We start from the raw sequence: 22,827 nt of genomic DNA on the forward strand, positions 1-22,827 counted from the left end.
CCTCACGCGCTCCCCGGCACGCCCCCGACGGCCGCCCGGAGCCGGCGCAGTTCCGCGTCCGCCCGCTCGACCGTTTCCTTGTGGCCGTGGGACAGGCCCAGTTCGCGGGCGAGGGTGAGCGCGGTCTCGGCGGCGGCGTGCTCGCCGAGGTCGAGCAGGGCGGCGCCCATGGTGGCGGTGAGCATGCTGTGACGGACGCCGAGGAGTCCGTTGACGGTGTCGCCGTCGAGGGCGAGACCCCGGCGGGCGCAGTCGAGGGAGCCGGCCGGGTCGCCGGCGGCGAGCAGCTGCTGCGCCCGGTGCTCCAGGGCGAGGAGTTCGGTGATGACGTCGTCGCCGCCCTGGACGAGGGCGATCGCGCGGGCGGTGTGCGCGAGGGACTCCGCGGTGACGCCGGAGGTGGTGTCGAGCGCGATCGCCAGGTTCACCAGGGCGGTCGCCTCGCTGGACGGCTCGCCCGCCCGGGCCGCCAGATCGGGGGCGAGCCGGAGGTGGACCAGCGCCTCGCGCAGGCGCCCGTCCTGGGTGAGGAGCCAGCCGAGCAGCGCGCGGGCCCGGGACTCGGCGTCCGGGTCGTCCTCGCGGGCGGCCGAGTCGACCGCCGACTCCAGGAGCGGCACCCAGCCGTCGTGGCTGTTCCACAGCATGTACGGCCACTGGAGCAGGGCCAGGCGCCAGGCCCGGTCGTGGTGCCCGGCCGCCCGGGCGGCGGCGACCGCCGCGGCGAGGTTGTCCCGCTCGGCCGCGTACCAGAGCAGGGCCGCGTCCCGCCCCGCGAAGTGTGGTGTGGCGGGCGGGCGCCGGGCGCCCTCGGGCAGCGTGCAGCACGGCAGGTCGTCCGGCTCGGCGGTCTTGGTCGCCGCCATCGCGGTGACCATGTAGTGGTCGAGCAGCCGCAGCAGCGCCTCGTCGTCGGGGCGCAGGCCCCGGGCGTAGAGCCGGACCAGGTCGTGCAGGGTGTGCCGGCCGGGCGCGTACTCGGTGAGCAGGTGCGCGTCGCACAGGCGCTCCAGGGCCTCCGCGGCGACCGCGGGCGGGCGTTCCAGGAGCGCCGCCGCCGCGTTGCGGTCCAGGTCCGGGCCCGGCAGCGCGCCGATCTGCCGGAACAGCCGGGCCGCCTCCGGGGGCAGCCCGTGCACGGTGAGGTGCAGCGCGGCGGCCACGCCCTGCCCGTCGGGGCCCGCGCAGCCCACCGAGAGCAGAGCGAGCCGCCGCTGCTCGTCGGCGAGTTCGGCGGCCAGGTCGGCCAGCCGCCAGTGCGGGCGGGCGGCCAGCTGCGCCGCCGTGACCCGCAGCGCGAGCGGCAGCCCGTCGCAGAGGGAGGCGAGCAGCCTCGCCGCCGCAGGTTCGGCGGCCACCCGGTCGGCGCCGACCGCGGCCGCGAGCAGCACGGCCGACTCGTCGACGCCGAGCACGCCCAGCGGCACCGGCCGGGCCAGCTCGCTCACCACCAGGCCGCCGAGCCGCAGCCGCGAGGTCACCACGGCGGCGCTGCGCGCCCCGGCCGGCAGCAGCGGCCCGGCCCGGTCGGCGGCCCGCACGTTGTCGAGGACGACGAGCAGCGCCCGGTCCTCCGTCAGCGAGCGGTACAGCGCGGCGGCGGCGGTCGGCGACTCCGGCACCCGGCCCGGCGGCACGCCGAGGGCGTGCAGGAACTCCCGCAGGACGTCGACGGTGTCCAGGCCCTCGTCGGTGCTGAAGCCGCGCAGGTCGGCGTAGAGCACCCCGTCCGGGTACCGGGGCGCGCTCAGGTGCGCCCACTGGAGGGCCAGCGCCGTCTTGCCGACCCCGGCGGGACCGGTGACGATCGCCACCCGGGCGTCGGCCACGGCCGCGTCCAGCTCGTCGAGTTCGCGCTCGCGGCCGAGGAAGCCGCGCGGGGTGCGGGGGAGCAGGTCCGGAGCGGGCCACTCCGGCGTGCCCCCGCGCGGGAGGCCCGGGCCGATGGCGGTCCCGGCGAAGGGAGGCTCGGCGGCCGGGACGCCGGCCCCCGGGCCCGGGACGCCGGGGTGACCGGCCGCCTCGGCGGCGTCACCGGGCCCGGTGACCGCGGGTCGCCCGGCGGTCCGCGCAGGGCTGGCGCCCGCGCCCCGGCGCGGTGCCGCGGAGGGCGTGAATTCGCCGGTCGGAGCGGTCCCGTCGGTGCCGGCGGCGGGCCGGTCCGACCGTTCGCCCCGGTCCGGGCCCTCGGCGATGGCGACGGTCTGCGGGCCCGCCGTGGGCAGGCCGCGCAGCACCGCCTCGTACGCGGCACGCAGCGCCGGGCCCGGGTCCACGCCGAGTTCGTCGGCGAGCAGGCCGCGGGTGCGGTGGTAGCAGTCGAGCGCGTCCGACTGGTGGCCCGCGCGGTACAGGGACAGCATCAGGGCCGCGGTCAGGGACTCGCGCAGCGGGTTCGCGGCGGCCTCGGCGCGCAGCACGGCGGCGGCTTTGGTGTGCTCGCCGAGCCGCCCGTAGGCCGCGGCGAGCTGCTCGACCGTGACGAGCCGGGTCTCCTCCAGGGCCTGCGCGGCGACGAGCAGCGGCTCGCTGGCCACGGTCCCGGTCAGCGCGGGGCCGCGCCACAGCGCCAGCGCCTCGCGCAGCATCAGGACCGCGTCGCCCGGGTGCTTCTGGTGCCCGGCGAGCTGGACCAGCTCCTCGAAGCGGTGGGTGTCGAGGAGCTGGTCCGGCATGCGCAGCTCGTAGGCCTGGGAGCGGGTGGCGAGCTCCACCCCGTAGTCGTCCGCGCCGCCCTGCTCGAACAGTGCGCGCAGCCGGGAGACGTGGCCCTGGACGACCGTGCGGGCCCGGGCGGGCGGGTCCTCCGCCCACACCGTGTCGATCAGGCGGTCGACGGGCACGACGGAGTTGGCGCGCAGCAGCAGCGCCGCGAGCACGCTTCTGCGCTTGGCGGGGCCGAGCGGCAGCTCACCCGCCTCGGCCGTGATGGACACCGTCCCGAGCAGGCGGAACTCCACCCGGCCCTCCCTGTCGCCTCGATCCCGTGGGCCCACCAGTATCCCCAATGCCGGGAGCGGCCCGTGCGGCAGGCGGCCGGTTTCGGACCCTTCGGTGCGGGTCGGGCGGGTCAGGCGTTCGGGTCGAAGGGGATGCCGGTCGGCTTGGCCCGGGCGAGGGCGGAGGCGAAGTCGGAGTCGCGGATCTTGAGGGTGGCCGACCCGAAGTCGGCGCCGGTCAGCCGGTCCCGGAGCCCGGCCGGGTAGCCGTTCCAGCCGACGAGGCGCGGGTGGAACCAGCTGCCGGTGGAGTTCTCGATCTGGTCGTCGGTGGTGTTGGCGAAGCGGTAGCAGTGGGTCGAGAGGCCGTCCTTGTGGTAGACGATCTTGGGGTGGGTGCCGTCGAAGCGCACGGCCGTGCGGTCGGCGATCTGGTAGCCGCTGTGCTGCGAGACCGAGACGTACTTCACCTGGTTCTCGCTGATCCACACCACCACGTGCTCCCAGTCGTGGGTGTGGCCGATCGCCAGCGGGCCCCACGTCGCCTGGTCCTTCTCGTAGTAGCCGGCGTAGACGATGCCGCACCAGCCGTTGTTGCACTTGGCGCGGGAGTAGCTGTTGGCGGCGGCCAGCTGCGCCGGGTCGTGGCACTGGCCGTTGACGGCGCCGCCGAGCTTGAGGCCGGGGTTGAGCGTGCCGTCGGAACCGATGGCGGCCGTCATGTAGCAGCCGTCGGTGTCGAAGTCGTAGGCCGGGGCGAAGGTCTGGTCGAGGCCGTCGGCGTTCTGCGGGAGCGGCGGGAGCACGGCGGCGTGCGCGGTGGCCGGGACGCCGAGGACGAGGCCGAGGGCGCACAGCAGGCCGGCGAGCGCCGTACGGCGGCGCCCCGGCGCGGAAGTCAGGTGCACGTCAACTCCTTGGGTGGGGGTGGGCCAGACCTTCGCAGCCGCCCGCCCGAGCGTCAACCACCCGGGAAAGAAAGGGGAGTTAATGCTCCGGGTGCGTCGCCCGGGCCCCGTGGGGTTCGCCCGTCCGGCGGGCGCGCGCGGCGGCCCCCGCGGCGTCAAGGCCCGCCCCGGGGCGTCCCCGGATCGGGTGGGAGAGGCCCGTCGATCAAGGAACCGCGCGCCGGGGCGCGGCAGGATCGGAGGCGTCGGGGCCGCTTCCGAACGAGAGCCGTGGGGGCTCTCGGGCCCCGTGCGAGCGTCGTGCGCCGACACCGCCGCTCACCGCCGCCCCCGGACGAGGCTCCGCTCCGGGGGCGGCCCGGCACCCGGGCCGCCTCCACCACCCTGCGACCCGCCGGCCACGTGACCGGCCGGTTCCCGTGACCCCCTGCGCACCCCGCCGCTCTTCGGCATCCTGGTGGCCTGAAGTGCGCCCCGGGCGGGTGCGTCGGGGTGTGACGGGGCGATCCGCGGCGGGGGCCGCGGAGGGGGGAGGGTGCCGCCGTGAGCGTGCACGAGGAGCGGGAAGAGATCCGGGAGGCCGGGGCGGAGTCGCCCGCCGAGGAGCCGAGAAAGCGGCGCGGGCCCAAGGGGCGGACGGTGCTGCTCGGCGCCCTCGCCCTCTTCGTCACGGCGGTGCTGCTGACCGCCGGCGCCGGCTACTGGGCGTACCAGCACTACACCGGCCGGGTGCAGCGCATCCCGCAGACCTTCCCCACGAACGCGCCGGTCCCCGCCGCGTCCAAGGGCGGGCAGAACTTCCTGCTCATGGGCCTCGACTCGCGCTCCGACGTGCCCACCACCGGCAGCGACGCCAAGGGGAAGCTCTGGAGCTACGGCGACCAGCGCAGCGACGCGATGATGCTGGTGCACATCCCGGCCGACCACTCCGCTGCCTACGTCGTCTCGCTGCCCCGCGACTCCTGGGTGGACATCCCCGGCCGGGGCCGGGCGAAGCTCAACGCGGCCTTCTCCTGGGGCGGTCCGCCGCTGCTCATCGACACCGTGCAGCGACTCACCGACGTGCGCGTCGACCACTTCGCCGTCATCGACTGGAACGGCTTCCGCAAGCTCACCGACGCCGTCGGCGGCGTCGACATCATCATGTCGGACGGCGAGCGCCGGCACATGAACGGCGCCCAGGCCCTCGACTACGTGGGGGAGCGCAAGGACCTGCCCAACGGCGACTTCGACCGCACCCACCGGCAGCAGAACTACCTGCGCACCGTCCTGGAGAAGGTGATGGACTCGGCCTCCCTGAAGGATCCGCTCCGGCTGAAGAAGACCCTCGACATCTTCACCGAGACGGTCTCGGTCGACGAGCGCCTCGACGACCACGAACTGCGCGAACTGGTCTGGAACATGCGGGAGGTGCGCTCCGGCGACATGACCTTCATGAACGCCCCCGTGAAGGGCACCGGCACGGAGCGGGGTCAGTCGGTGGTCTACCTCGACCGGGCGCGCTGTGCCGCCCTCTGGCAGGCCTACAAGAGCGACGAGGTCGGTGCCTACGTCGACACCCACCCGATCGACCGCCTGCGCCCCGCACCCAACTAGAAGCATCCGCGCGGGAGTTGTTCGACGGAGGCGCGGGGGCCGTGCGAGGTCCGTCGAGGGGGCGTGGGGCGGGGTGGGGGCTTGACGAACGCATTGGTCCAGTCCAATCTGTGACGCGCTCGTCCTCGCGCCACCCCCCGCACTCCCCGCACGTCCCCGCCCCCCCCACAACTCCCCCTGGAGGTACGGTGCTCGTCCGCAACCGCCTGGTGGCGACGCTCGGCGCGTCGCTCCTCGGCGCGGCGGCCCTGGTCGCCCTGCCCGCCCCCGCCCAGGCCGCCGAACTGCTGGCCAACCCGGGCTTCGAGTCCGGCACCCTGTCCGGCTGGAGCTGCTCCGGCGGCACCGGCTCGATCGTCACCACCCCCGTGCACAGCGGCACCAAGGCCCTGGCCGGCGCCGCGAGCGCCTCCGACACCGCCCGCTGCGCCCAGACCGTCGCCGTCCAGCCCAACACCACCTACACCCTGTCCGGCTGGGTGCGCGGCAGCTACGTCTACCTCGGTGTCGACGGCGGCGCCTCCACCTGGACCCCGTCCGCGTCCGCGTACCAGCGCCTCTCCCTCAGCTTCACCACCGGCGCGAGCCAGACCAGCGCCACCGTCTACACCCACGGCTGGTACGGACAGGGCACCTACTACGCCGACGACATCAGCCTCGACGGCCCCGGCGGCGGGGGCGGCGGCACCGACACCCAGGCGCCGAGCGCACCCACCGGCCTCCAGGCCACCTCCAGGACCTCCTCCTCGGTGACCCTCGCCTGGACCGCGGCCACCGACAACGTCGGCGTCACCGGCTACGAGGTCTACCAGGGCGCCACCAAGGTCAGCACGGTCACCGGCACCACGGCCACCGTCTCCGGACTGGCCGCGAGCACCTCGTACACCTTCACCGTGAAGGCCCGCGACGCCGCCGGGAACGTGTCCGGCGCGTCCAACGGCGTCTCGGTCACCACCGAGGCCGGCGGCGGAGGCGGCGGCACGGGCTTCAAGCAGGCGGCGCCCTACCTCTACCTCGGCTGGGGCAACCCGCCGGCCCCCGCCACCGTCATGAACGCGACCGGGATCAAGACCTTCACCATGGCCTTCATCCTCTCCTCCGGCGGCTGCAACCCGGCCTGGGACGGCCAGCGCCCGCTCACCGGCGGCGTCGACCAGTCCACCATCGCCGCCGTCCGCGCGGCCGGCGGCGACATCGTCCCGTCCGTCGGCGGCTGGTCCGGTAACAAGCTCGGCCCGAACTGCGCCACCCCCGAGGCCCTGGCCGGCGCCTACCAGAAGGTCATCGACGCCTACGGCCTGAAGTCCATCGACGTCGACATCGAGAACACCGACGAGTTCGAGAACGCCGCCGTCCAGGACCGCATCCTCGGCGCCCTGAAGATCGTCAAGGCCAACAACCCCGGCCTGCGCACCATCCTCACCTTCGGCACCTCGACCACCGGCCCCACCTCCTGGGGCAACCGGCTCATCGAGCAGTCCAAGGCGCTGAACGCGAACATCGACGTCTTCACCATCATGCCCTTCGACTTCGGCGGCGGCGCCGACATGTACGGCAACACCGTCAACGCCGCCAACGGCCTGAAGAACAAGCTGAAGGCGGTCTACGGCTGGGACGACGCCACCGCCTACGCCCACATCGGCATCTCCGGCATGAACGGCCTCTCCGACCAGCAGGAGGTCACCACCCAGCAGATCTGGACCCGGATCCGCGACTGGGCCAACGCCAACCACATCGCGCGGCTCGCCTTCTGGTCCGTCAACCGCGACCGCGGCTGTGCGGGCGGCGGCGTGACCGAGACCTGCTCCGGCATCGCGCAGAGCGACTGGGAGTTCACCCGGATCACCGCCGGCTTCACCGGCTGACGGCCACCGCCCCCTCCGTCCCCTCCGACTCCGGGAAGTGGCAGGCCACTTCCCGGACCTCCCCCGCCGCGGCGATCCGCAGCGGGGGAGTCTCCGTACGGCACAGCTCCCGCGCCTTCGGACAGCGCGGATGGAAGGCGCAGCCCGGCGGCGGAGCGGCCGGGCTGGGCGGGTCGCCCCGCAGGGTGATCCGCTCCCGGGCCCGCTCGGCCGCCGGGTCCGGCAGCGGCACCGCCGACAGCAGGGCCCGGGTGTAGGGGTGCGCCGGCGCCCCGTACACCCGCTCCTTCGGCCCGATCTCCACGATCCGGCCCAGATACATCACCGCCACCCGGTCGCAGACCCGCTTCACCACCGACAGGTCGTGCGCCACGAAGAGAAACGCGAGCCCCAGCTCGCGCCGGAGCCGTTCCAGCAGGTTGACGATCTGCGCCTGCACCGACACGTCCAGGGCCGACACCGGCTCGTCGGCCACCACCAGACGCGGCCCCGTCGCCAGCGCCCTGGCGATGCCGATCCGCTGCGCCTGGCCGCCCGAGAACTCGTGCGGATACCGGTCCAGATGCTCCGGGAGCAGCCCCACGAGCTCCATCAGCTCGGCCGCCCGCGCCCGTGCCCCGGCGGCCGAACTCCCCTGGACCAGCAGGGGATCGGCGATGATCCGGGACACCGTGCGGCGCGGGTTGAGCGAGGAGTGCGGATCCTGGAACACCATCTGGATCTCCCGGCGCAGCGGCCCCAGCGCCCGCGGGGACAGCCGGGTGATGTCCCGCCCGTCGTACGTGACGGTGCCGGAGGACGGTTCGAGCAGCCGGACGATCATCCGCCCGGTGGTCGACTTGCCGCAGCCGGACTCCCCGACCAGGCCCAGGGTCTCGCCCGCGGCGATGTCGAAGGAGACCCCGTCCACCGCCCTGATCGGGGCGGCTCGGGACCGCCCGGGGAAGGTCATCGTCAGATCGCGGACGGAGAGGAGGGGGCGAGGAGTGCTCATCGGGCGACGCCTTCGTACGTGGGGAAGTGACAGGCCGTCGGGTGCTCCGCCGGGCCGCCGAGCACCGGTTGCTCCTGACGGCAGCGGGCCCGGGCGTGCGCGCAGCGCGGTGCGAAGGCGCAGCCCGGGGCGGGGGCGAGCAGGGACGGCGGGGAGCCCGGGATCGCCCGGAGCGGGGTGTCGTCCGGGTCGTCGAGCCGGGGCAGCGAGTCCAGCAGGCCCCGGGTGTAGGGGTGCGCGGGCCGCGCGAAGAGGGCGTCCACCGGCGCCCGTTCGACGGCCCGGCCGGCGTACATCACCAGGACCTCGTGGGCCACCCGGGCCACCACCCCCAGATCGTGGGTGATCATGACGACGGCCAGGCCGCGGTCCTGCTGCACCCGCGCGATCAGCTCCAGGATCTGCGCCTGCACGGTGACGTCGAGCGCGGTGGTCGGCTCGTCCGCGATCAGCAGGTCCGGCTCGCACACCAGGGCCGTCGCGATCATCACCCGCTGCCGCATGCCGCCGGAGAACTGGTGCGGGTACTCCCCGGCCCGCCGCCGCGGCTCCGGGATGCCGACCTCGGCGAGCGCGTCGACCGCGAGCCGGCGGGCGACGGCCCGCCGCGAGCCGAAGTGCACCCGGTGGTGCTCGGCGATCTGCTCGCCGACCGTGTAGTACGGGTGCAGGCTGGACAGCGGGTCCTGGAAGATCATCGCCATCCGCCGGCCGCGCAGCCGGTTCAGCTCCCGCTCCGGCCGACCGAGCAGCTCCCGCCCGTCGAGGGCCACGGAACCGGTCACCTCGGCGCCGGTGTGCAGGCCCAGCACGGCCAGCGACGTCACGGACTTCCCGGAGCCGGACTCGCCGACGATGCCGAGCGTCCGCCCGCGCGGCACGTCGAAGGAGAGGCGGTCCACGGCGCGCACCGGTCCGCGCCGGGTCGGGAACACCACCGACAGCTCGCGCACGGACAGCAGGGGCTCCGCCCCGCCGCAGGTCGATGACTGGTCCATCAGTACCTCACTCGCGGGTCGACGACGGCATAGAGCAGGTCGACGCAGAGGTTGGCGACGACGATGAAGACGGCGGCGAGCAGGGTCACTCCGAGGATCACCGGCTGGTCGCCGCCGACCAGCGCCCCGTAGAACAGCCGCCCGACCCCGGGGAGACCGAAGAGGGACTCGGTGATCACCGCCCCGGCGAGCAGTCCGCCCAGGTCCATGCCGAAGATCGTGAGGACCGGGGTCAGTCCGGCCCGCAGACCGTGCTTGACGACCACGGTCCGCCGCGGCAGGCCCTTGGCCCGGGCGGTGCGGATGTACGGCTCCGCCATCGACTCGATCATCGAACTCCGGCTCTGCCGGGCGTACATGGCCGCGTACAGGACCGCGAGCGCCAGCCAGGGCAGCAGCAGGTTGCGCGCCCAGCCGAGCGGGTCCGAGCCGAACGGCACGTACTGCGGATAGGGCAGCAGACCGGTCGCCCGGATCAGGCCGTGGATCAGCAGCACGGAGGTGAAGTAGACGGGCAGCGACGCGGCGGCGACCGCGCCGACCATCAGCGCCCGGTCGGTGAGCGTGTCCTTGCGCAGGGCGGCGGTGACCCCCGCGCCCAGGCCGAGCACCAGCCAGATCACGGCCGCGCCCACGGCGAGCGAGGCGGAGACCGGCAACCGGTCGACGAGCAGGTCCCAGACGGGCTGGCTGTTCTCGTACGAGTAGCCCAGGCAGGGGAAGGAGCACCGCAGGGCGTACGGGCCGGAGCCGACCGTGCGCCCGGTGAAGACGCCGGTCACGAACTCGCCGAACTGCCGCCACAGCGGCTGGTCCAGGCCCATGTGGGCCCGGATCGCGGCGAGCCGTTCGGCGCTGCACGCCTTGCCGCAGGCGGCCGCGGCCGGGTCGGAGGGCAGCACGTAGAAGATGACGAAGGTGATCGCGGCGACGGCCAGGAGCACCCCGAGCATGCCGAGGAGCCGGCGTCCGAGATAGGCGAGGAGTCGGGTCACGGCCGCCCTCCGCGGGGGTCGAGGACGTCCCGCAGCGCGTCCCCGAGCAGGGTGAAGGCGAGGACGGTGAGGAACAGGCAGAGGCTCGGGACCAGGAAGTACACCGGGTCCGTGTCGTAGAAGGCCACGCTCTCGGCGATCATCTGCCCCCAGGACGGGGTCGGCGGGCGCACGCCGACGCCGAGGTAGCTCAGCGCGGCCTCGGTCGCGATCATCCCCGGCACGATCAGGGTGGTGTACGCGATGACCGGTCCGGCCACGCCGGGCAGCACCTCCCGGGTGAGGATGCGCCAGTCGGAGGCGCCGCCGACCCGGGCCGCGTCCACGTACTCGCGGTGCCTGAGCGAGAGGGTCTGGCCGCGCACCACGCGGGCGATGCCGGGCCAGCCGAAGAGGCCGATGACGAGGACCATGAGGAGGACCCGGTTGACGTCCCTGGCCACCGACATCATCGCGATCATGAAGATGAGGGAGGGGAAGGACAGGGTGAGGTCCATCAGCCGGGACAGCACGGTGTCGACGCGGCCGCCGAAGTAGCCGGCGGCGACGCCCGCCGCGACCCCGGCGACGACCACGATCGCGGTGGCGGCGAAGGCGATGAGCAGGGAGACCTGGGCCCCGTGCACGACCCGGGCGAACAGGTCGCGGCCGGTGACCGGTTCGACGCCGAGCCAGTGTTCGGCGGAGATCCCGCCGAGCGGGCCGAGCGGCAGTCCGCCGAGGTAGGGGTCGACGGCCGACTTGTCGAACTCGTCGGGCCGCCAGCCCCCGAGCGCGCTGAGCAGCGGGGCGGTCAGGGCCGTCAGGGCGAAGAAGGCGACGACGGCGAGCGCGATCAGGGCGGAGGGGCGGCGGCGCAGTCCGGCCCGGGCGAGCCGCCAGGGGCTGCCGGGGGCGGTGCCGGCGGTGGTGTGGGTGGTGGTCACGGTGGTTCAGCTCCCGCTCTTCGCGGGGTCCTTGAGGCCGATCGTCGCGTAGTCGAGCTGGCCGCCGAAGGAGGTGTGGCCGAAGGCGCCGGCGATGTTGGGGCCGACGAGGAGGGGCATCCGTTCGATGACGGCGGGCGCGGCCGGGGCCTTGGCGAGGATCTGCCCGTCGAGCTCCTGCCAGGCCTTGGTGGCCTCGGCGGCGTCGGTCATGGCGGCGATCTCGTCCATCCGCTTCATCGTGGCCGGGTCGCGGAAGAGGGAGTGGTTGCCGGAGTTGCCCTTCTCCTTGATGTAGCGGCCGTCGAAGACGAAGGGGAGGAAGGTCGAGCCGGAGGGGTAGTCGGGACACCAGCCGGTGTAGACGAGGTCGGTGCGGTTCGCGGTGTCGCCGATGGTGTCGTAGAAGGCGGAGGGGTCGACGGTCTCGATGACGACCGTGATGCCGGCCCGGCCGAGGGACTGCTGGACGGCCTCGGCGACGCCCTTGTCGCCGGTGGAGACGGTGAGCCGGGTGGTGAGGCCGCCGGCCTTGCCGGCTTCCCGGAGCAGCTGCCTGGCCTTGTCGACGTCGCCGGTGAGCGGGATCCTCAGGGTGTCGGGCTGTTTGCCGCCGGTGAAGAGGGAGCCGGGCATCAGCGCGGTGGCCGGGTCGCCCAGGGCCGGTCCGCCGGAGGCGGTGAGGACCGCCTCGCGGTCGAGGGCGTACTGCACGGCCTTGCGCACGCGCACGTCGTCGAAGGGCGCCCGGCCGGTGTGCATCTGCACCATCTCGGTGCAGTTCTTGGACTCGGCGAGCAGCCGGGCGCGGACCTCGGGCCGGGTGAGCACCTTGGGCACGGACTCGGGACGCAGGCCGGCCCAGGGGACGGCGGAGGCGTCGGCGCCGGCGCCCGCGACGAGCCGGTCGTCCACCTGGCCGCCCTTGAGGCCCATGGTGACGACGATCCGGTCCGGGTAGGCCTTGCGCACCGGGTCGGTGGCGGGGTCCCAGTGCGGGTTGCGCACCAGGACGAGCCGCTTGTCGCGGGCGTACGACTCGATCTTGTACGGCCCCGAGGAGAACGGGCGGTTGTCGTACCGCGGGCCCTCGTCCCGGGCGGCGGGCACGGGGGCGAAGGTGGGCAGGACCGTGGCGTAGCGGAACTCGGCGAAGGGCTTGCGGAGTTCGAAGACGATCGTGCGGGCGTCGGGGGTCCTGATGGAGGCGAGGTGCTTGCCGCCGGCCGGGCCCCGGTAGCCCTCGGCGCCGGCGAGGTAGCGGGCCGCGTAGTCGGGGCCGCCCGGCAGGTCGGGGGAGAAGGAGCGCTCGACGTTGTACTTCACGTCCTGGGCGGTGACGGGGGAGCCGTCCTCGTACGTCAGGCCCTTCTTGAGGCGGAAGGTCCAGGTCCTGGCGCCGTTCGAGGAGGTGCCGAGGTCCTCGGCGAGGTCCGGCGTCAGCTCGCCGCCCCCGGCGCCGGGTTCGGCCTTGTAGGTCAGCAGGGTGCGGTAGAGCAGCCGGGTGCCGAAGTCCATGTCGCCCATGACCCAGTTGCGGGCGGGGTCGAGATGGGTGAAGTCCTGGTTGGACAGCACGTTCAGGGTGCCGCCCTTCACCGGGGTGCCGCCGACGACCCGGCCGAGGTTGCCGGTCGCGGGGTTGGCACCGGAACGGCCCGGGCCCGTGCCGCCTCCGGAACCGGATCCGGAGCAGGCGGTGGCGCCGAGGGCGAGGGCCGTCACCAGGCCGAGGGCGCGGGTGGTGCGGGGGTGCTTGTCCATCAGGAGTCACTTCCGAGTGGGGAGTCCGTGTGGGGAATCCGTGTGGGGAGTCCAAGCAGAAAATGTGACCCGTAAAATAGTAATGTGAAATTGTACTGCGCAAGCCCTTGAACACCACCGATCCTCCGGTCCGGGGGCCGCGATCCCCCGGCGCGACCACGAAGGTGCACCGCATGACCGTCCTCTCCCGCAACCCCGCCGACCCCTCCGACGTCCTCCTCGAACTCCCCTCCTCCGGCGCGCACTTCACCGCCGGTGCGGTCGCGGGCGCCCGCACCGCGCAGACCGGCTGGCTGCGTGCCGGGGCCGCCGCGCGCTCCGCCGCGCTCACCGCCGTCGCCGCCGCCGTCGAGGCCGCGAGCCCCGAACTCGCCGCCCTCGCCGTACGGGAGGTGGGCAAGCCGCTCGCCGAGGCGCGCGCCGAGCTCGCCCGTACCGCCGCCGTCTGGCGCTACTACGCGCAGGCGCCCTACGAGCCGTCCGGCGCCGTCCACGAGACCGCCGCCGGCCCCGGGCTGCTGCTCACCCGGCGCCGCCCGCACGGTGTGGCCGGCCTCATCACCCCCTGGAACTTCCCCTTCGCGATCCCCAGTTGGAAGGCCGCCCCGGCCCTCGCCGCCGGCAACGCCGTCGTCCTCAAGCCCGCACCCGAGGCCACCGCCTGCGCCCTGCGCCTCGCCGAACTCGTCCAGGGCGCCCTGCCCGAGGGCGTGTTCACGGTGGTGCCCGGCGGCGCTGCCGAGGGCGCCGCCCTGGTCGGCGCCGCCGACGCGGTCTCCTTCACCGGTTCCACCGGCGTCGGCCGCGAAGTGGTCCGCACCGCAACCGCCCGGGGCATCCCGGTCCAGGCCGAGACCGGCGGACTCAACGCGGCGATCGTGCTGCCGGACGCCGACATCGAGCGGGCCGCCGCGGACCTCGCGGCCGCCGTCGCCGGCTACGCGGGCCAGAAGTGCACCGCCACCAGCCGCGTCATCGCCGTCGGCGCGGCCCTGGACCCCCTGCGCGAGGCGCTGGCCGAGGCCCTGCGGGCGGTCCCCGTCGGCGACCCCGCCGAGGAGGGCACCGTCTGCGGCCCGCTCATCGGCGAGCCCGCCCGCGCGACCGTCGCCGACGCCTGGCAGGACCTGCCCGTGCTGGCCGGCGGCGCCGTCCCGGACCGGCCCGGCTGGTACGCGGCCCCCACCCTGGTGGAGAAGGCCCCGCCCGGCCACCGGCTGCTCACCGAGGAGGTCTTCGGTCCGGTCGCCGCCCTGCTGCCGGCCCGGGACCTCGACGAGGCGGTCCGCATCGCCAACGGCACCCGCTACGGCCTGGTCACCTCCGTGCACACCGGCGACCTCGGCGCGGCCCTGGACGCCCTCGACCGGCTCGACACCGGCATGATCCGGATCAACGCCCCCACCACCGGCGTCGACTTCCACCTGCCCTTCGGCGGTGCCAAGGCCTCCGGCTCCGGCCCCCGCGAACAGGGCAAGGCCGCCCTCGACTTCTACACCTCCTCCCGGACCTACACCCTCACGCCCGGCTGACCCCGCGCCCCGGCCCGCGCACACGCGGGCGCGCGGGCGTGCGCCCGGCGGGCCGGCGGGGTCGAATGGGAGGCGGGCCCCGGCGCGGGGTCACGGCGGAAGGGCAGGACATGAGCGAGATCGTCGCGGTCACCGGGGCCACCGGCCGGATCGGACGGCGCGTGGTGCGCCGGCTCGCCGAGGCGGGCGCCACCGTCCGCGCCCTGGGGCGCGACCCGGAGAAGCTGGCCGCGCTGGCCACCGGCGACACCCGGGCCGCCGCCTACGACGACGAGGCGGCCATGCGGGCCGCCCTCGACGGCGCGGCCACGCTCTTCCTGGTCTCCGCCCACGAGGCCCCGGGCCGGGTCCGGCTGCACGCCGGCGCCGTGGACGCGGCCGTCGCCGCCGGGGTGCGGCGGATCGTCTACCTCTCGTACCTGAACGCCGCACCCCACGCGACCTTCACCTATGCCCGCGACCACTGGCACACCGAGCAGCACATCCGCTCCACCGGCCTCGACTTCACCTTCCTGCGCGACAGCACCTACCAGGCCGACCTGGCCGCGATGACCTCGCCCGAGGGCGTGCTGCGCGGACCCGCGGGCGACGGGCGGGTCGGCGCCGTCACCCACGACGACATCGCCGACTCGGCCGCCGCCGTGCTGCTGGAGCCCGGCGGCCGGCACGACGGCGCCACCTACGACATGACCGGCCCCGAGGCGCTCGGCTTCGAGGAGATCGCCGCGGCGCTCACCCGGGCGAGCGGACGCCCGGTGGTCTACGTGCCCGAGACCCGCGAGGAGGCCTACGCCTCGCGGGCGGTCTACGAGGCGCCGGACTGGGAGGTCGAGGGCTGGGTCACCTCGTACGAGGCGGTGGCGGCCGGCGAGATGGCCGACGTCTCCGACGACGTGCGGATGCTCACCGGGCACCCGCCGCAGGCCTTCGCCGATTTCCTCGCCGCGCACCCCGAGTGCTACCGCCATCTGGTCCCGCACTGAGCGGCCCCCGTGGCATCGATTCGCTCACCTGTTCGGTTTCTGGTCTAGGCTGGACCCATGACCACGGCACGACCCGACATCCCCGGACTCCAGGGCTCCCTCTTCGACCAGGGCACCGAGATCGGACCCGGACCCCTCACGGGCCTGCGGCGCACCGTGCTCGGCGCGGGCGCCTGGGTCGACCACCTGCCCGGCTGGCTGCACGGCGCCGACGCGCTCTTCGAGGAGCTCGCCGCCACGGTGCCCTGGCAGGCCGAGGAGCGCCGGATGTACGAGAACGTGGTCGCCGTGCCGCGCCTCCTCGCCCACTACCGGGAGGGCGCCCCGCTGCCGCACCCCGCGCTCGCCCGGGCCCGCGACGCGCTCGGCGCGCACTACGCCCGCGAGCTCGGCGAGCCCTTCGCCACCGCCGGGCTCTGCCTCTACCGCGACGGCCGGGACAGCGTCGCCTGGCACGGTGACCGCACCGGCCGCTCCGCCACCCACGACACGATGGTGGCCATCCTCTCCCTCGGCGACCCCCGCGACCTCGCCTTCCGGCCACGCGGCGGCGGCCCGGTGGCGCTGCGCCTCCCGTCCGGCCACGGCGACCTGCTCGTGATGGGCGGCTCCTGTCAGCGCACCTGGGAACACGCGGTCCCGAAGACCACCCGGGCCGTCGGCCCCCGCATCAGCGTCCAGTTCCGGCCCCGCGGGGTGCGCTGAAGGGCGCGCGGCGGCACGGACGGGCCCCGGGCGCCCCCTCGCGCTCAGTCCTCCTCGAAGCCCCGGAAGGTCCCGTCGCCCTCGTCGGCGGCGTCGGCGAACTCGGCGAAGTCCATGTTGCCCAGCGACAGGTTGGCCGAGACGTGGGGGAACCAGCGCACCGGCACCCGGAACGCGCGCCCCGGCTCGTCCGCCAGGTCCATGGCGAGCAGCGGGTGGGCGGGATCGGCCAGAGTCGCGGCGTCCGCCAGGAAGACGTGGAAGACCCGCTCCTCGGCCGGCGCGGCGCCGTCCAGCGCGACCAGCTCCGCCGCCCCGGCGTCCGCGTACCGCCGGTCGGCCACGCAGGTCGCGTGCGGGTGGTCGTCCAGGGCGTCGAGGGCCGCGCGGACGGCCTCCCAGGCCGGCTCGTCGGCGAAGTGCGTGCACAGCACGAGGGAGGTCAGGTCGTCCGGTTCGGGAAGAGGCATGACCAAGATCCTCTCATTTCGAACGCCTGCACGGGTCCTGCTCGCTCCGGCGGGCCGCGGTCAGGTCAGCTGGCGTCGCACCAGCTCGTGGAACAGGCCCGTCGGGTCCGCGAGCAGGTCGGCCGGCGGGCCCTGCTGGACCACCCGGCCGTCCGCCAGGGCGATCACCCGGTCCGCGCCCATCACGGTGGACAGCCGGTGGGCGATCACCACCCGGGTGGTGCGCAGGGCCCGGGTGGACTCGATGACCACCCGCTGGGCCTCGTTGTCCAGGGCGCTGGTCGCCTCGTCCAGGAAGAGCACCCGGGGCTTGCGGATCAGCGCCCGGGCGATCATCAGCCGCTGGCGCTGCCCGCCCGAGACGGTGCCGCCGCCCTCCGAGAGCATCGTGTGCAGGCCCATCGGCATCGCCCCCACGTCCTCGGCCAGACCGGCCAGGGCGAGGGCCTCGGCGACCTCCTCCAGGGTGTACGCCTCCGCCCCGCGCACACAGTCCAGGATCGAGCCGGCCAGCGGCCGGGCGTCCTGGAGCACCACACCGCACTGGCGGCGCACGGCCGCCCGGTCGAGCGCCGCCAGGTCCTGCCCGTCGTAACGGACGCTGCCCTCGGTCGGGCGGTCGAAACCGATGAGCAGACGGAGCAGGGTCGACTTGCCCGAGCCGCTCGCGCCGACGATCGCGACGAACTCCCCGGGACGGATGCTCAGATCGACCCCGTCCAGGACCAGCGGCCCGTCCTCCGTGTAGCGGTACGAGACCTGGCGGGCCTCGATCGCCCCGCTCAGCACGCCCGGGCGCACCGTCCCGGCCCGCACTTCGGGCTCCGCCGCCAGGATCGGCGCCACCTGCTCGTACACCGGAAGGACCGCCGCCACCGACAGCAGCGCGCCGGTCAGCTGGTTCAGCGAGGACAGCAGCAGGGTCAGCGCGGTGGCGAAGGTGAGGAAGCCCGCCGCCGACATCGCGCCCCGGGCCGGGCCCGCGAGCAGCGCGAACATCACCAGCGTGCACAGCGGCAGGGCCACCGAGCCGAGCACCGCCGCCGCGTTCTGGATCCGGCCCGCCCGCTGCTGGAGCACCCGGGTGCGGGCGAACTCCCGGGCCCAGGCCGCGTACGCGAAGCTCTCCGCCGCCGCGACCCGCAGCTTCGGCAGCCCGCGCAGGGTCTGGAACGCCTGGTTGTCCAGCCGGTTGCCGAGCTCCACCAGACGCCGCTGGCACCGCAGTTGCCACAGCCCGAGGCCGAGCAGCACCGCGCCCAGCACGAGCAGCATCGCCAGGGCCAGCAGCCCGAGCCGCACGCTGTGCGCGAGCAGCAGCACCAGGTTCACCGCGCCGACCGCCGTCGACTGCAGGCACACCGGAGCGATCCCGGACAGCATCCGCCGGATCACCCCGATGCCGAGGGCGGCGTTCGCGAGCTCGCCGGTGGAGCGGCCCGCGAAGAAGGTCGCCGGCAGCCGCAACAGCCGGTCCCAGACCGCCGGCTGCAAGGTGGCCTCGATCCGGCCCTCCATCCGCAGCAGCGCCACGTTCTGCAGCAGCATGAACGCGGCCTGGAGAACGGCCGCCGCGCCGAGCGCCACCGCCGTCTGCACGATCAGACCGCTCTCGCCCGCCGGCACGTACGCGCCGAGGATCCGGCCGGTCGCCAGCGGCACGGTCGCCCCGAGCACCACCGACACCACTCCGCCGAGCAGCAGCGCCCGCAGCTCCCGCCGGGTGCCGCCGGCGCTGAAGCGCAGCAGCCGCGGCAGCGTCGGCGGGCCCTCCGGCAGCGGCCGGTAGAACATCACGGCCTGCCGCTCGAAGCGCCCCTCGTTGTCCGCGCCGACCCGCTCCCGGCGTCCTCCCGGCCGGTCCACCGCCACATAGCCGCCGCGCCGCCACAACAGCGCCACCGGAGCCCCGTCGGCCTCCCGCCGGCCCACCAGCGGCCCGCAGTCCTCGCGCCACCAGCGGCCGCGCAGCCCCACCTCCCGGGTGCGCACCCGGGACGCCAGGGCGATCCGCTCGACCGGGTCGAGCCGCTCGCCGTCCACACCGGCACCGGCCGCGACCCCGGCCACCGACTCCGCGAGCACCACCCCGGCGTCCGCCGCGACCAGCCGGCACACCGCCAGCGTCGCGTCGACCGCGGCCGTGCCGCTTCCGGCCCCGCGCCGGCCGCCGCGCCCGCCGGCACCGCCGAGCGCGGCCAGCAGCGTCCGGTCCGCCTCGCTGCCGGCCGCCCGGCCCGCCGCGAGACCCGCGGCCGTGCGGTCCTCCTGGGCGCGCTCGCGCTCCTCGATCCAGTCGTCGAGCGCGTACAGCAGCCGGTACTGCTGCTCCACCATGCCCTGCCACAGGGTCCCGTCGACCAGGAGCCCGCCGGCCGTGCCCGCCTCGTAGGCGGCGCCGTACGCCACGCTGCCCGGCGGGACCCGCATCCACATGACCTCGTCGTCACCGGCAGGCCGCTCCTCGCCGGGCCGGGCGTCGAGCGGCGCCTCGTACAGGACCCGCAGGCCCCGGCCGACACCGAGGGCGAAGGCGTCCTCCAGCGGGCTCGCGGCGGGCGCCTGCCCGTACCCGGGGCCGTACCCGAAGTCGTGCCCGTGCCCCTGTCCGTACCCGAAGCCGTCCTCGTACCCGTACCCGTAGCCGTATTCCTGCCCGTACGCCTGGCCGTGGGCGCCGGGGACGGGCTCCGGCCGGTGCAGCTCGCCGAGTTCGATCCGGCGCAGCAGGCACTCCCGCGAGGGGCGGCCGACCAGGGTGTGCCGGGGCCCCTCGGCCGGGCCGAGCAGCAGCGCGCCGCTCTCCACCCGCCCGAGGAAGTGCCAGGCGCCGTCCTGCTCCGCGGCCACCGCGAACAGGTCGAGGCTGCCGTGCACCACCAGCCACAGCACCGAGGGCCCTTCGAGGGACAGGCTGCGCAGCCCCGAGCAGTCCAGCGGGGCGCCCAGGCCGCCGAGCGCGACGAGCACCGGATCGGGGGCGCCGGCCGGGTCGGCCACGGGGGACACCGGGGCCACGGGCCCGGGGGAGGCGGGGACGGCGGGGGTGAAGGGGGTGCTCACCTCAGTGCTCCTTGACCAGTTCGGCGTACGGGCCGCCCGCCGCCACCAGTTCCGCGTGCCGTCCGCGCTCCACGACCGTGCCCCGGTCCAGGACCAGGATCTCGTCGCTGTCGCGGACGGTGCTCAGCCGGTGGGCGATCACCACGCAGGCGCAGCCGCGCCGCCGCAGGTTGTCGATGACCTCGCGCTCGGTGACCGCGTCCAGTGCGCTGGTCACCTCGTCCAGGACCAGGACGCTCGGATCGCGCACCAGCGCCCGGGCCAGTTCGAGCCGCTGGCGCTGCCCGCCGGAGAAGTTCCGGCCGTCCTGCTCGACCCGGCTGTGGATGCCGCCCGGCCGCCGCGACACCACGTCGAGGACGGCGGCGTCCGCGAGCGCCGCGCGCACCGCCTCGTCCGGCACCGAGGGGTCCCACAGCGCCACGTTGTCGCGGACCGTGCCCTCGAAGAGGAAGACGTCCTGGTCGACGAAGGCCACCGAGGCGGCGAGCGCGCCCCGCGGCACGTCCGCGAGCCGCATCCCGTCGATCCGGACCGTGCCCTCCCACGGCGCGTAGAGCCCCGCGATCAGCCGGGACACGGTCGACTTGCCGCTGCCCGAACCGCCGACCAGCGCCACCTGCCGGCCCGGGCCCACCGTCAGCGAGAAGCCGGACAGCAGCGGCGCGTCCAGCGGGTTGTAGCCGAAGGTGACGTCGGACAGCTCCACATGGCCGGTGAGCCGGCGCGTGCCCGCCGCCGGCTCGCGCCGGGTGTGCACCGGGTCGACGGGGAAGTCCTCCACGTCCCGCAGCCGCGCCACGTCCGCGCCGAGCTCCTGGATCCGGCCCGCGACCCCGCCGAGCCGCGCCACCGGGGCGGTGAACCCGGTCACCAGCGACTGGAAGGCCACCAGCAGACCGACCGTCAGATGCCCGTCCACCGCCCGCAGTCCGCCGACCAGCAGGATCATCGCGCTGTTCAGCGCGGCCAGGGTGGGGGCGACGATCGCCAGCCACGCGCCCGGCACCCCGAGCCGCTGCTGCACGTCCAGGGTGGCCGCGTGCTGCCCCGACCAGCGCCGGAAGAAGCCGTCCTCGCCGCCGGTCGCCTTGATCGTCTCGATGGTCTGCAGACCGCCGTACGAGGTGTTGGTCAGGCGCGCGCTCTCGGCCCGCAGCTTGTGCGCACCGGTGGCCCGCACCCGCACCGTGATCCGCAGCGCCACCACGTTCAGCAGGGCCACGCCGACGCCGACCAGGGTCAGCTGCGGGTCGTAGCTCCACAGCAGGAAGGCGTAGAGCAGCACGACGACCGCGTCCACGCCGGCCGCCGACAGGTCGCGGGCCAGGGTCTCGGCGACCTGGTCGTTGGAGCGCAGCCGCTGCACCAGGTCGGCCGGGCTGCGCTGGGCGTAGAACGCCACCGGCAGGCGCAGCAGGTGCCGCAGGAAGCGGGCCCCGCCCAGGGTCGAGGAGACGATCCGGCCGCGCAGCAGATTGCCCTGCTGGAGCGCGGTCAGCACCGCCGTGAGCAGCAGCGCGCCGGCCATCGCCGCGAACAGCACGCCGAGCAGCGAGGACTGTCCGCCGATCAGGAAGGTGTCGATGTAGGTGCGGCTCAGCGCCGGCACCCACGCGCCGACGGCCACGAGCAGCACGCTCGCCACGATCGCCGCCGCCATGGTGCCGGAGGTGCCGCGCAGCCGGACCGAGGCCCCGCCGAGCACGCCCGGGCGCTGCCCGCCGCGCCGGAAGCCGGGCCCCGGCTCCATGACCAGGACGATGCCGGTGAAGGAGCCGTCGAACTCCTCCATCGGCACGAAACGGCGCCCCTTCGCCGGGTCGTTGACGTACACGCCCGGCCGCCCGAGGCGCCGCCCCATGCCCTCGTACACGACGTAGTGGTTGAACTCCCAGAACAGCACCGCGGGACCGCGCACCTCGGCGAGCGCCGCCAGGTCCATCTGCATGCCCTTGGCCGCGAGGCCGTAACCGCGCGCCGCCTTCAGCAGGTTGCTGGCGCGCGAACCGTCCCGGGACACCCCGCAGGCGATCCGCAGCTCCTCCAGCGGCACGAACCGCCCGTGGTGCCCGAGCACGGTCGCGAGCGCCGCGGCCCCGCACTCCACCGCCTCCATCTGGAGCACCACGGGGGTACGAACCGGGCGCGGCCGGCGGCCCTTCGGCAGCGTGGCGGCCCGGGCCGGGCGGCGCCGGGCGCGACTGTTCTTCTTGCGCGGGTTCACGGGAGGAGCCAGTCGATCGGGCGCTCGGCGGCGAGGTGGACGGAGCCGGTCACCGGAGTGCCGGAGTCGGCGGGGGCGGGGCCGGCCGGGGGCGCCGGGAGGCGGACGAGCACCGCGACCGGGTTGCCCCGCCGGGTGAACTCGGCGGCGAGCCCGTCGTCGCCGAGGAAGCCGCCGATCTGGGCCCGCGACTGCGGCGTCCGGCCCACCGCCTCGACCCGGCCGCGCAGCGCGCCGTCCCGCCCCTGGCCGGTGGTGCGGGTGACGTCGACCGCGGCGCCCGGGCGGATCCCGGCGGCGCCGCCGGCCGGCACGTACAGCACCGCCACCAGCGGCTCGTCGGGATCGGTGCCGCGCTCGACGGCGGCCACGTCGGCGCCGGCCGTCACGACGGCGCCGGTCCGGGCCAGGAGGACGGCGAGCCGGCCGGGGGCCACGGCCCGCACCGGCCGGTCGCCGTCCGCCGTGCGGACCACGATCAGCGGGTCACCGGCGGCCACGGTCCGGCCCTCGGCGGCCAGGACCTCGGTCACCTGGCCCGCCACCGGACTCTGCAGCAGATAGCGCCCCTCGGCGCGGGTGAGGATGCCCGTCGCGGGCAGCTTGGACGTCACCGTCCCGGCGAACGCCCAGTACGCGGCGGCCGCCGTCACGAGCACCGTGACGGCGAGCACCAGCCGCCCCTGCGGGCGCGCGAAACGCACCGGCAGATCGAGTTCCTCGGGCGATTGCAGCTTGGAAAGAGCCTTTTGGCGAAACTGCATGGACTATTCCTTCGACTGCTTTCGACCGCGTTTCTCCGCCGGCGCGCAAAGCGCCTTCCGGCGGTGCCGGGCACCCCGGGGCGCACACGCCCCGGAAT

The 22,827-nt window shown here is 75.0% G+C and carries 16 protein-coding genes; 5 read left to right on the forward strand and 11 right to left on the reverse strand.

Translation table 11 applies throughout. The annotated features are described in order from the left end of the window. Positions 1-2: 2 nt before the first annotated feature. The gene (locus ACIGW2_RS08700; RefSeq protein ID WP_399842164.1) at positions 3-2,960 is read right to left on the reverse strand and encodes an AfsR/SARP family transcriptional regulator; all 2,958 of its coding nucleotides are present in this window, start codon (positions 2,958-2,960) and stop codon (positions 3-5) included. A 110-nt stretch (positions 2,961-3,070) separates the two neighbouring features. After that, positions 3,071-3,847, reverse strand: a complete 777-nt coding sequence (locus tag ACIGW2_RS08705) for an NPP1 family protein (RefSeq protein WP_399842167.1) — start codon at positions 3,845-3,847, stop codon at positions 3,071-3,073. A gap of 543 nt (positions 3,848-4,390) precedes the next feature. Between ACIGW2_RS08705 and ACIGW2_RS08710 the strand changes: the two genes are divergently transcribed. Continuing rightward, a complete protein-coding gene (locus tag ACIGW2_RS08710) occupies positions 4,391-5,443 on the forward strand; it encodes an LCP family protein (protein WP_399842169.1) in 1,053 nt (350 codons plus the stop codon). A gap of 188 nt (positions 5,444-5,631) precedes the next feature. Then, positions 5,632-7,308, forward strand: coding sequence for a fibronectin type III domain-containing protein (locus ACIGW2_RS08715; RefSeq protein WP_391652065.1), 1,677 nt, complete (start codon positions 5,632-5,634; stop codon positions 7,306-7,308). On the opposite strand, the gene ACIGW2_RS08720 is transcribed toward ACIGW2_RS08715, so the two are convergent. Genes ACIGW2_RS08720 through ACIGW2_RS08740 form a run of 5 tightly spaced genes read right to left on the reverse strand, consistent with a single transcriptional unit; the run spans position 7,298 to position 12,985 of the window. Next, entirely contained in the window at positions 7,298-8,302 is a 1,005-nt protein-coding gene (locus ACIGW2_RS08720) for an ABC transporter ATP-binding protein (RefSeq protein ID WP_399842171.1), read from the reverse strand. The genes ACIGW2_RS08715 and ACIGW2_RS08720 overlap by 11 nt on opposite strands. Further along, complete coding sequence (locus ACIGW2_RS08725; protein ID WP_391652063.1) at positions 8,299-9,300, reverse strand: ABC transporter ATP-binding protein; 1,002 nt, start codon at positions 9,298-9,300, stop codon at positions 8,299-8,301. The genes ACIGW2_RS08720 and ACIGW2_RS08725 overlap by 4 nt, the downstream gene beginning before the upstream one ends. Further along, on the reverse strand, positions 9,300-10,295 hold the full coding sequence (locus ACIGW2_RS08730; protein ID WP_399842174.1) for an ABC transporter permease: 996 nt from the start codon (positions 10,293-10,295) through the stop codon (positions 9,300-9,302). The genes ACIGW2_RS08725 and ACIGW2_RS08730 overlap by 1 nt, the downstream gene beginning before the upstream one ends. Beyond that, a complete protein-coding gene (locus ACIGW2_RS08735; protein ID WP_391652061.1) occupies positions 10,292-11,221 on the reverse strand; it encodes an ABC transporter permease in 930 nt (309 codons plus the stop codon). Before ACIGW2_RS08735 ends, ACIGW2_RS08730 begins: the two co-directional genes overlap by 4 nt. Positions 11,222-11,227: 6 nt before the next feature. Beyond that, positions 11,228-12,985, reverse strand: coding sequence for an ABC transporter substrate-binding protein (locus ACIGW2_RS08740; protein WP_399842177.1), 1,758 nt, complete (start codon positions 12,983-12,985; stop codon positions 11,228-11,230). Positions 12,986-13,158: 173 nt separating this feature from the next. Here ACIGW2_RS08740 and ACIGW2_RS08745 point away from each other — a divergent pair, with 173 nt between their 5' ends. The 3 genes from ACIGW2_RS08745 to ACIGW2_RS08755 all read left to right on the forward strand — a co-directional run bounded on the left by ACIGW2_RS08745 (position 13,159) and on the right by ACIGW2_RS08755 (position 16,205). Then, a complete protein-coding gene (locus tag ACIGW2_RS08745) occupies positions 13,159-14,517 on the forward strand; it encodes an aldehyde dehydrogenase family protein (RefSeq protein ID WP_399842179.1) in 1,359 nt (452 codons plus the stop codon). A 110-nt stretch (positions 14,518-14,627) separates the two neighbouring features. Next, positions 14,628-15,500 carry an NAD(P)H-binding protein gene (locus tag ACIGW2_RS08750; RefSeq protein ID WP_391652058.1) on the forward strand — a complete coding sequence of 291 codons (873 nt, stop codon included), beginning with the start codon at positions 14,628-14,630 and terminating at the stop codon, positions 15,498-15,500. Positions 15,501-15,557: 57 nt separating this feature from the next. Beyond that, positions 15,558-16,205, forward strand: coding sequence for an alpha-ketoglutarate-dependent dioxygenase AlkB (locus tag ACIGW2_RS08755; protein WP_391652057.1), 648 nt, complete (start codon positions 15,558-15,560; stop codon positions 16,203-16,205). A 44-nt stretch (positions 16,206-16,249) separates the two neighbouring features. On the opposite strand, the gene ACIGW2_RS08760 is transcribed toward ACIGW2_RS08755, so the two are convergent. From ACIGW2_RS08760 to ACIGW2_RS08775, 4 genes are read right to left on the reverse strand one after another with little or no spacing between them, the layout of a single operon-like run. Beyond that, positions 16,250-16,675, reverse strand: a complete 426-nt coding sequence (locus tag ACIGW2_RS08760) for a DUF6924 domain-containing protein (RefSeq protein WP_361576519.1) — start codon at positions 16,673-16,675, stop codon at positions 16,250-16,252. A gap of 60 nt (positions 16,676-16,735) precedes the next feature. Next, on the reverse strand, positions 16,736-19,738 hold the full coding sequence (locus ACIGW2_RS08765) for an NHLP bacteriocin export ABC transporter permease/ATPase subunit (RefSeq protein ID WP_399842184.1): 3,003 nt from the start codon (positions 19,736-19,738) through the stop codon (positions 16,736-16,738). A gap of 1 nt (position 19,739) precedes the next feature. Further along, positions 19,740-21,965 carry an NHLP family bacteriocin export ABC transporter peptidase/permease/ATPase subunit gene (locus ACIGW2_RS08770; protein ID WP_391652055.1) on the reverse strand — a complete coding sequence of 742 codons (2,226 nt, stop codon included), beginning with the start codon at positions 21,963-21,965 and terminating at the stop codon, positions 19,740-19,742. Then, on the reverse strand, positions 21,962-22,729 hold the full coding sequence (locus ACIGW2_RS08775; protein ID WP_399842186.1) for an HlyD family efflux transporter periplasmic adaptor subunit: 768 nt from the start codon (positions 22,727-22,729) through the stop codon (positions 21,962-21,964). The genes ACIGW2_RS08770 and ACIGW2_RS08775 overlap by 4 nt, the downstream gene beginning before the upstream one ends. Positions 22,730-22,827 lie beyond the last annotated feature (98 nt).

Origin of the sequence: Streptomyces sp. NPDC053541, assembly GCF_044544705.1 — a bacterium.
Taxonomy (GTDB): domain Bacteria; phylum Actinomycetota; class Actinomycetes; order Streptomycetales; family Streptomycetaceae; genus Streptomyces.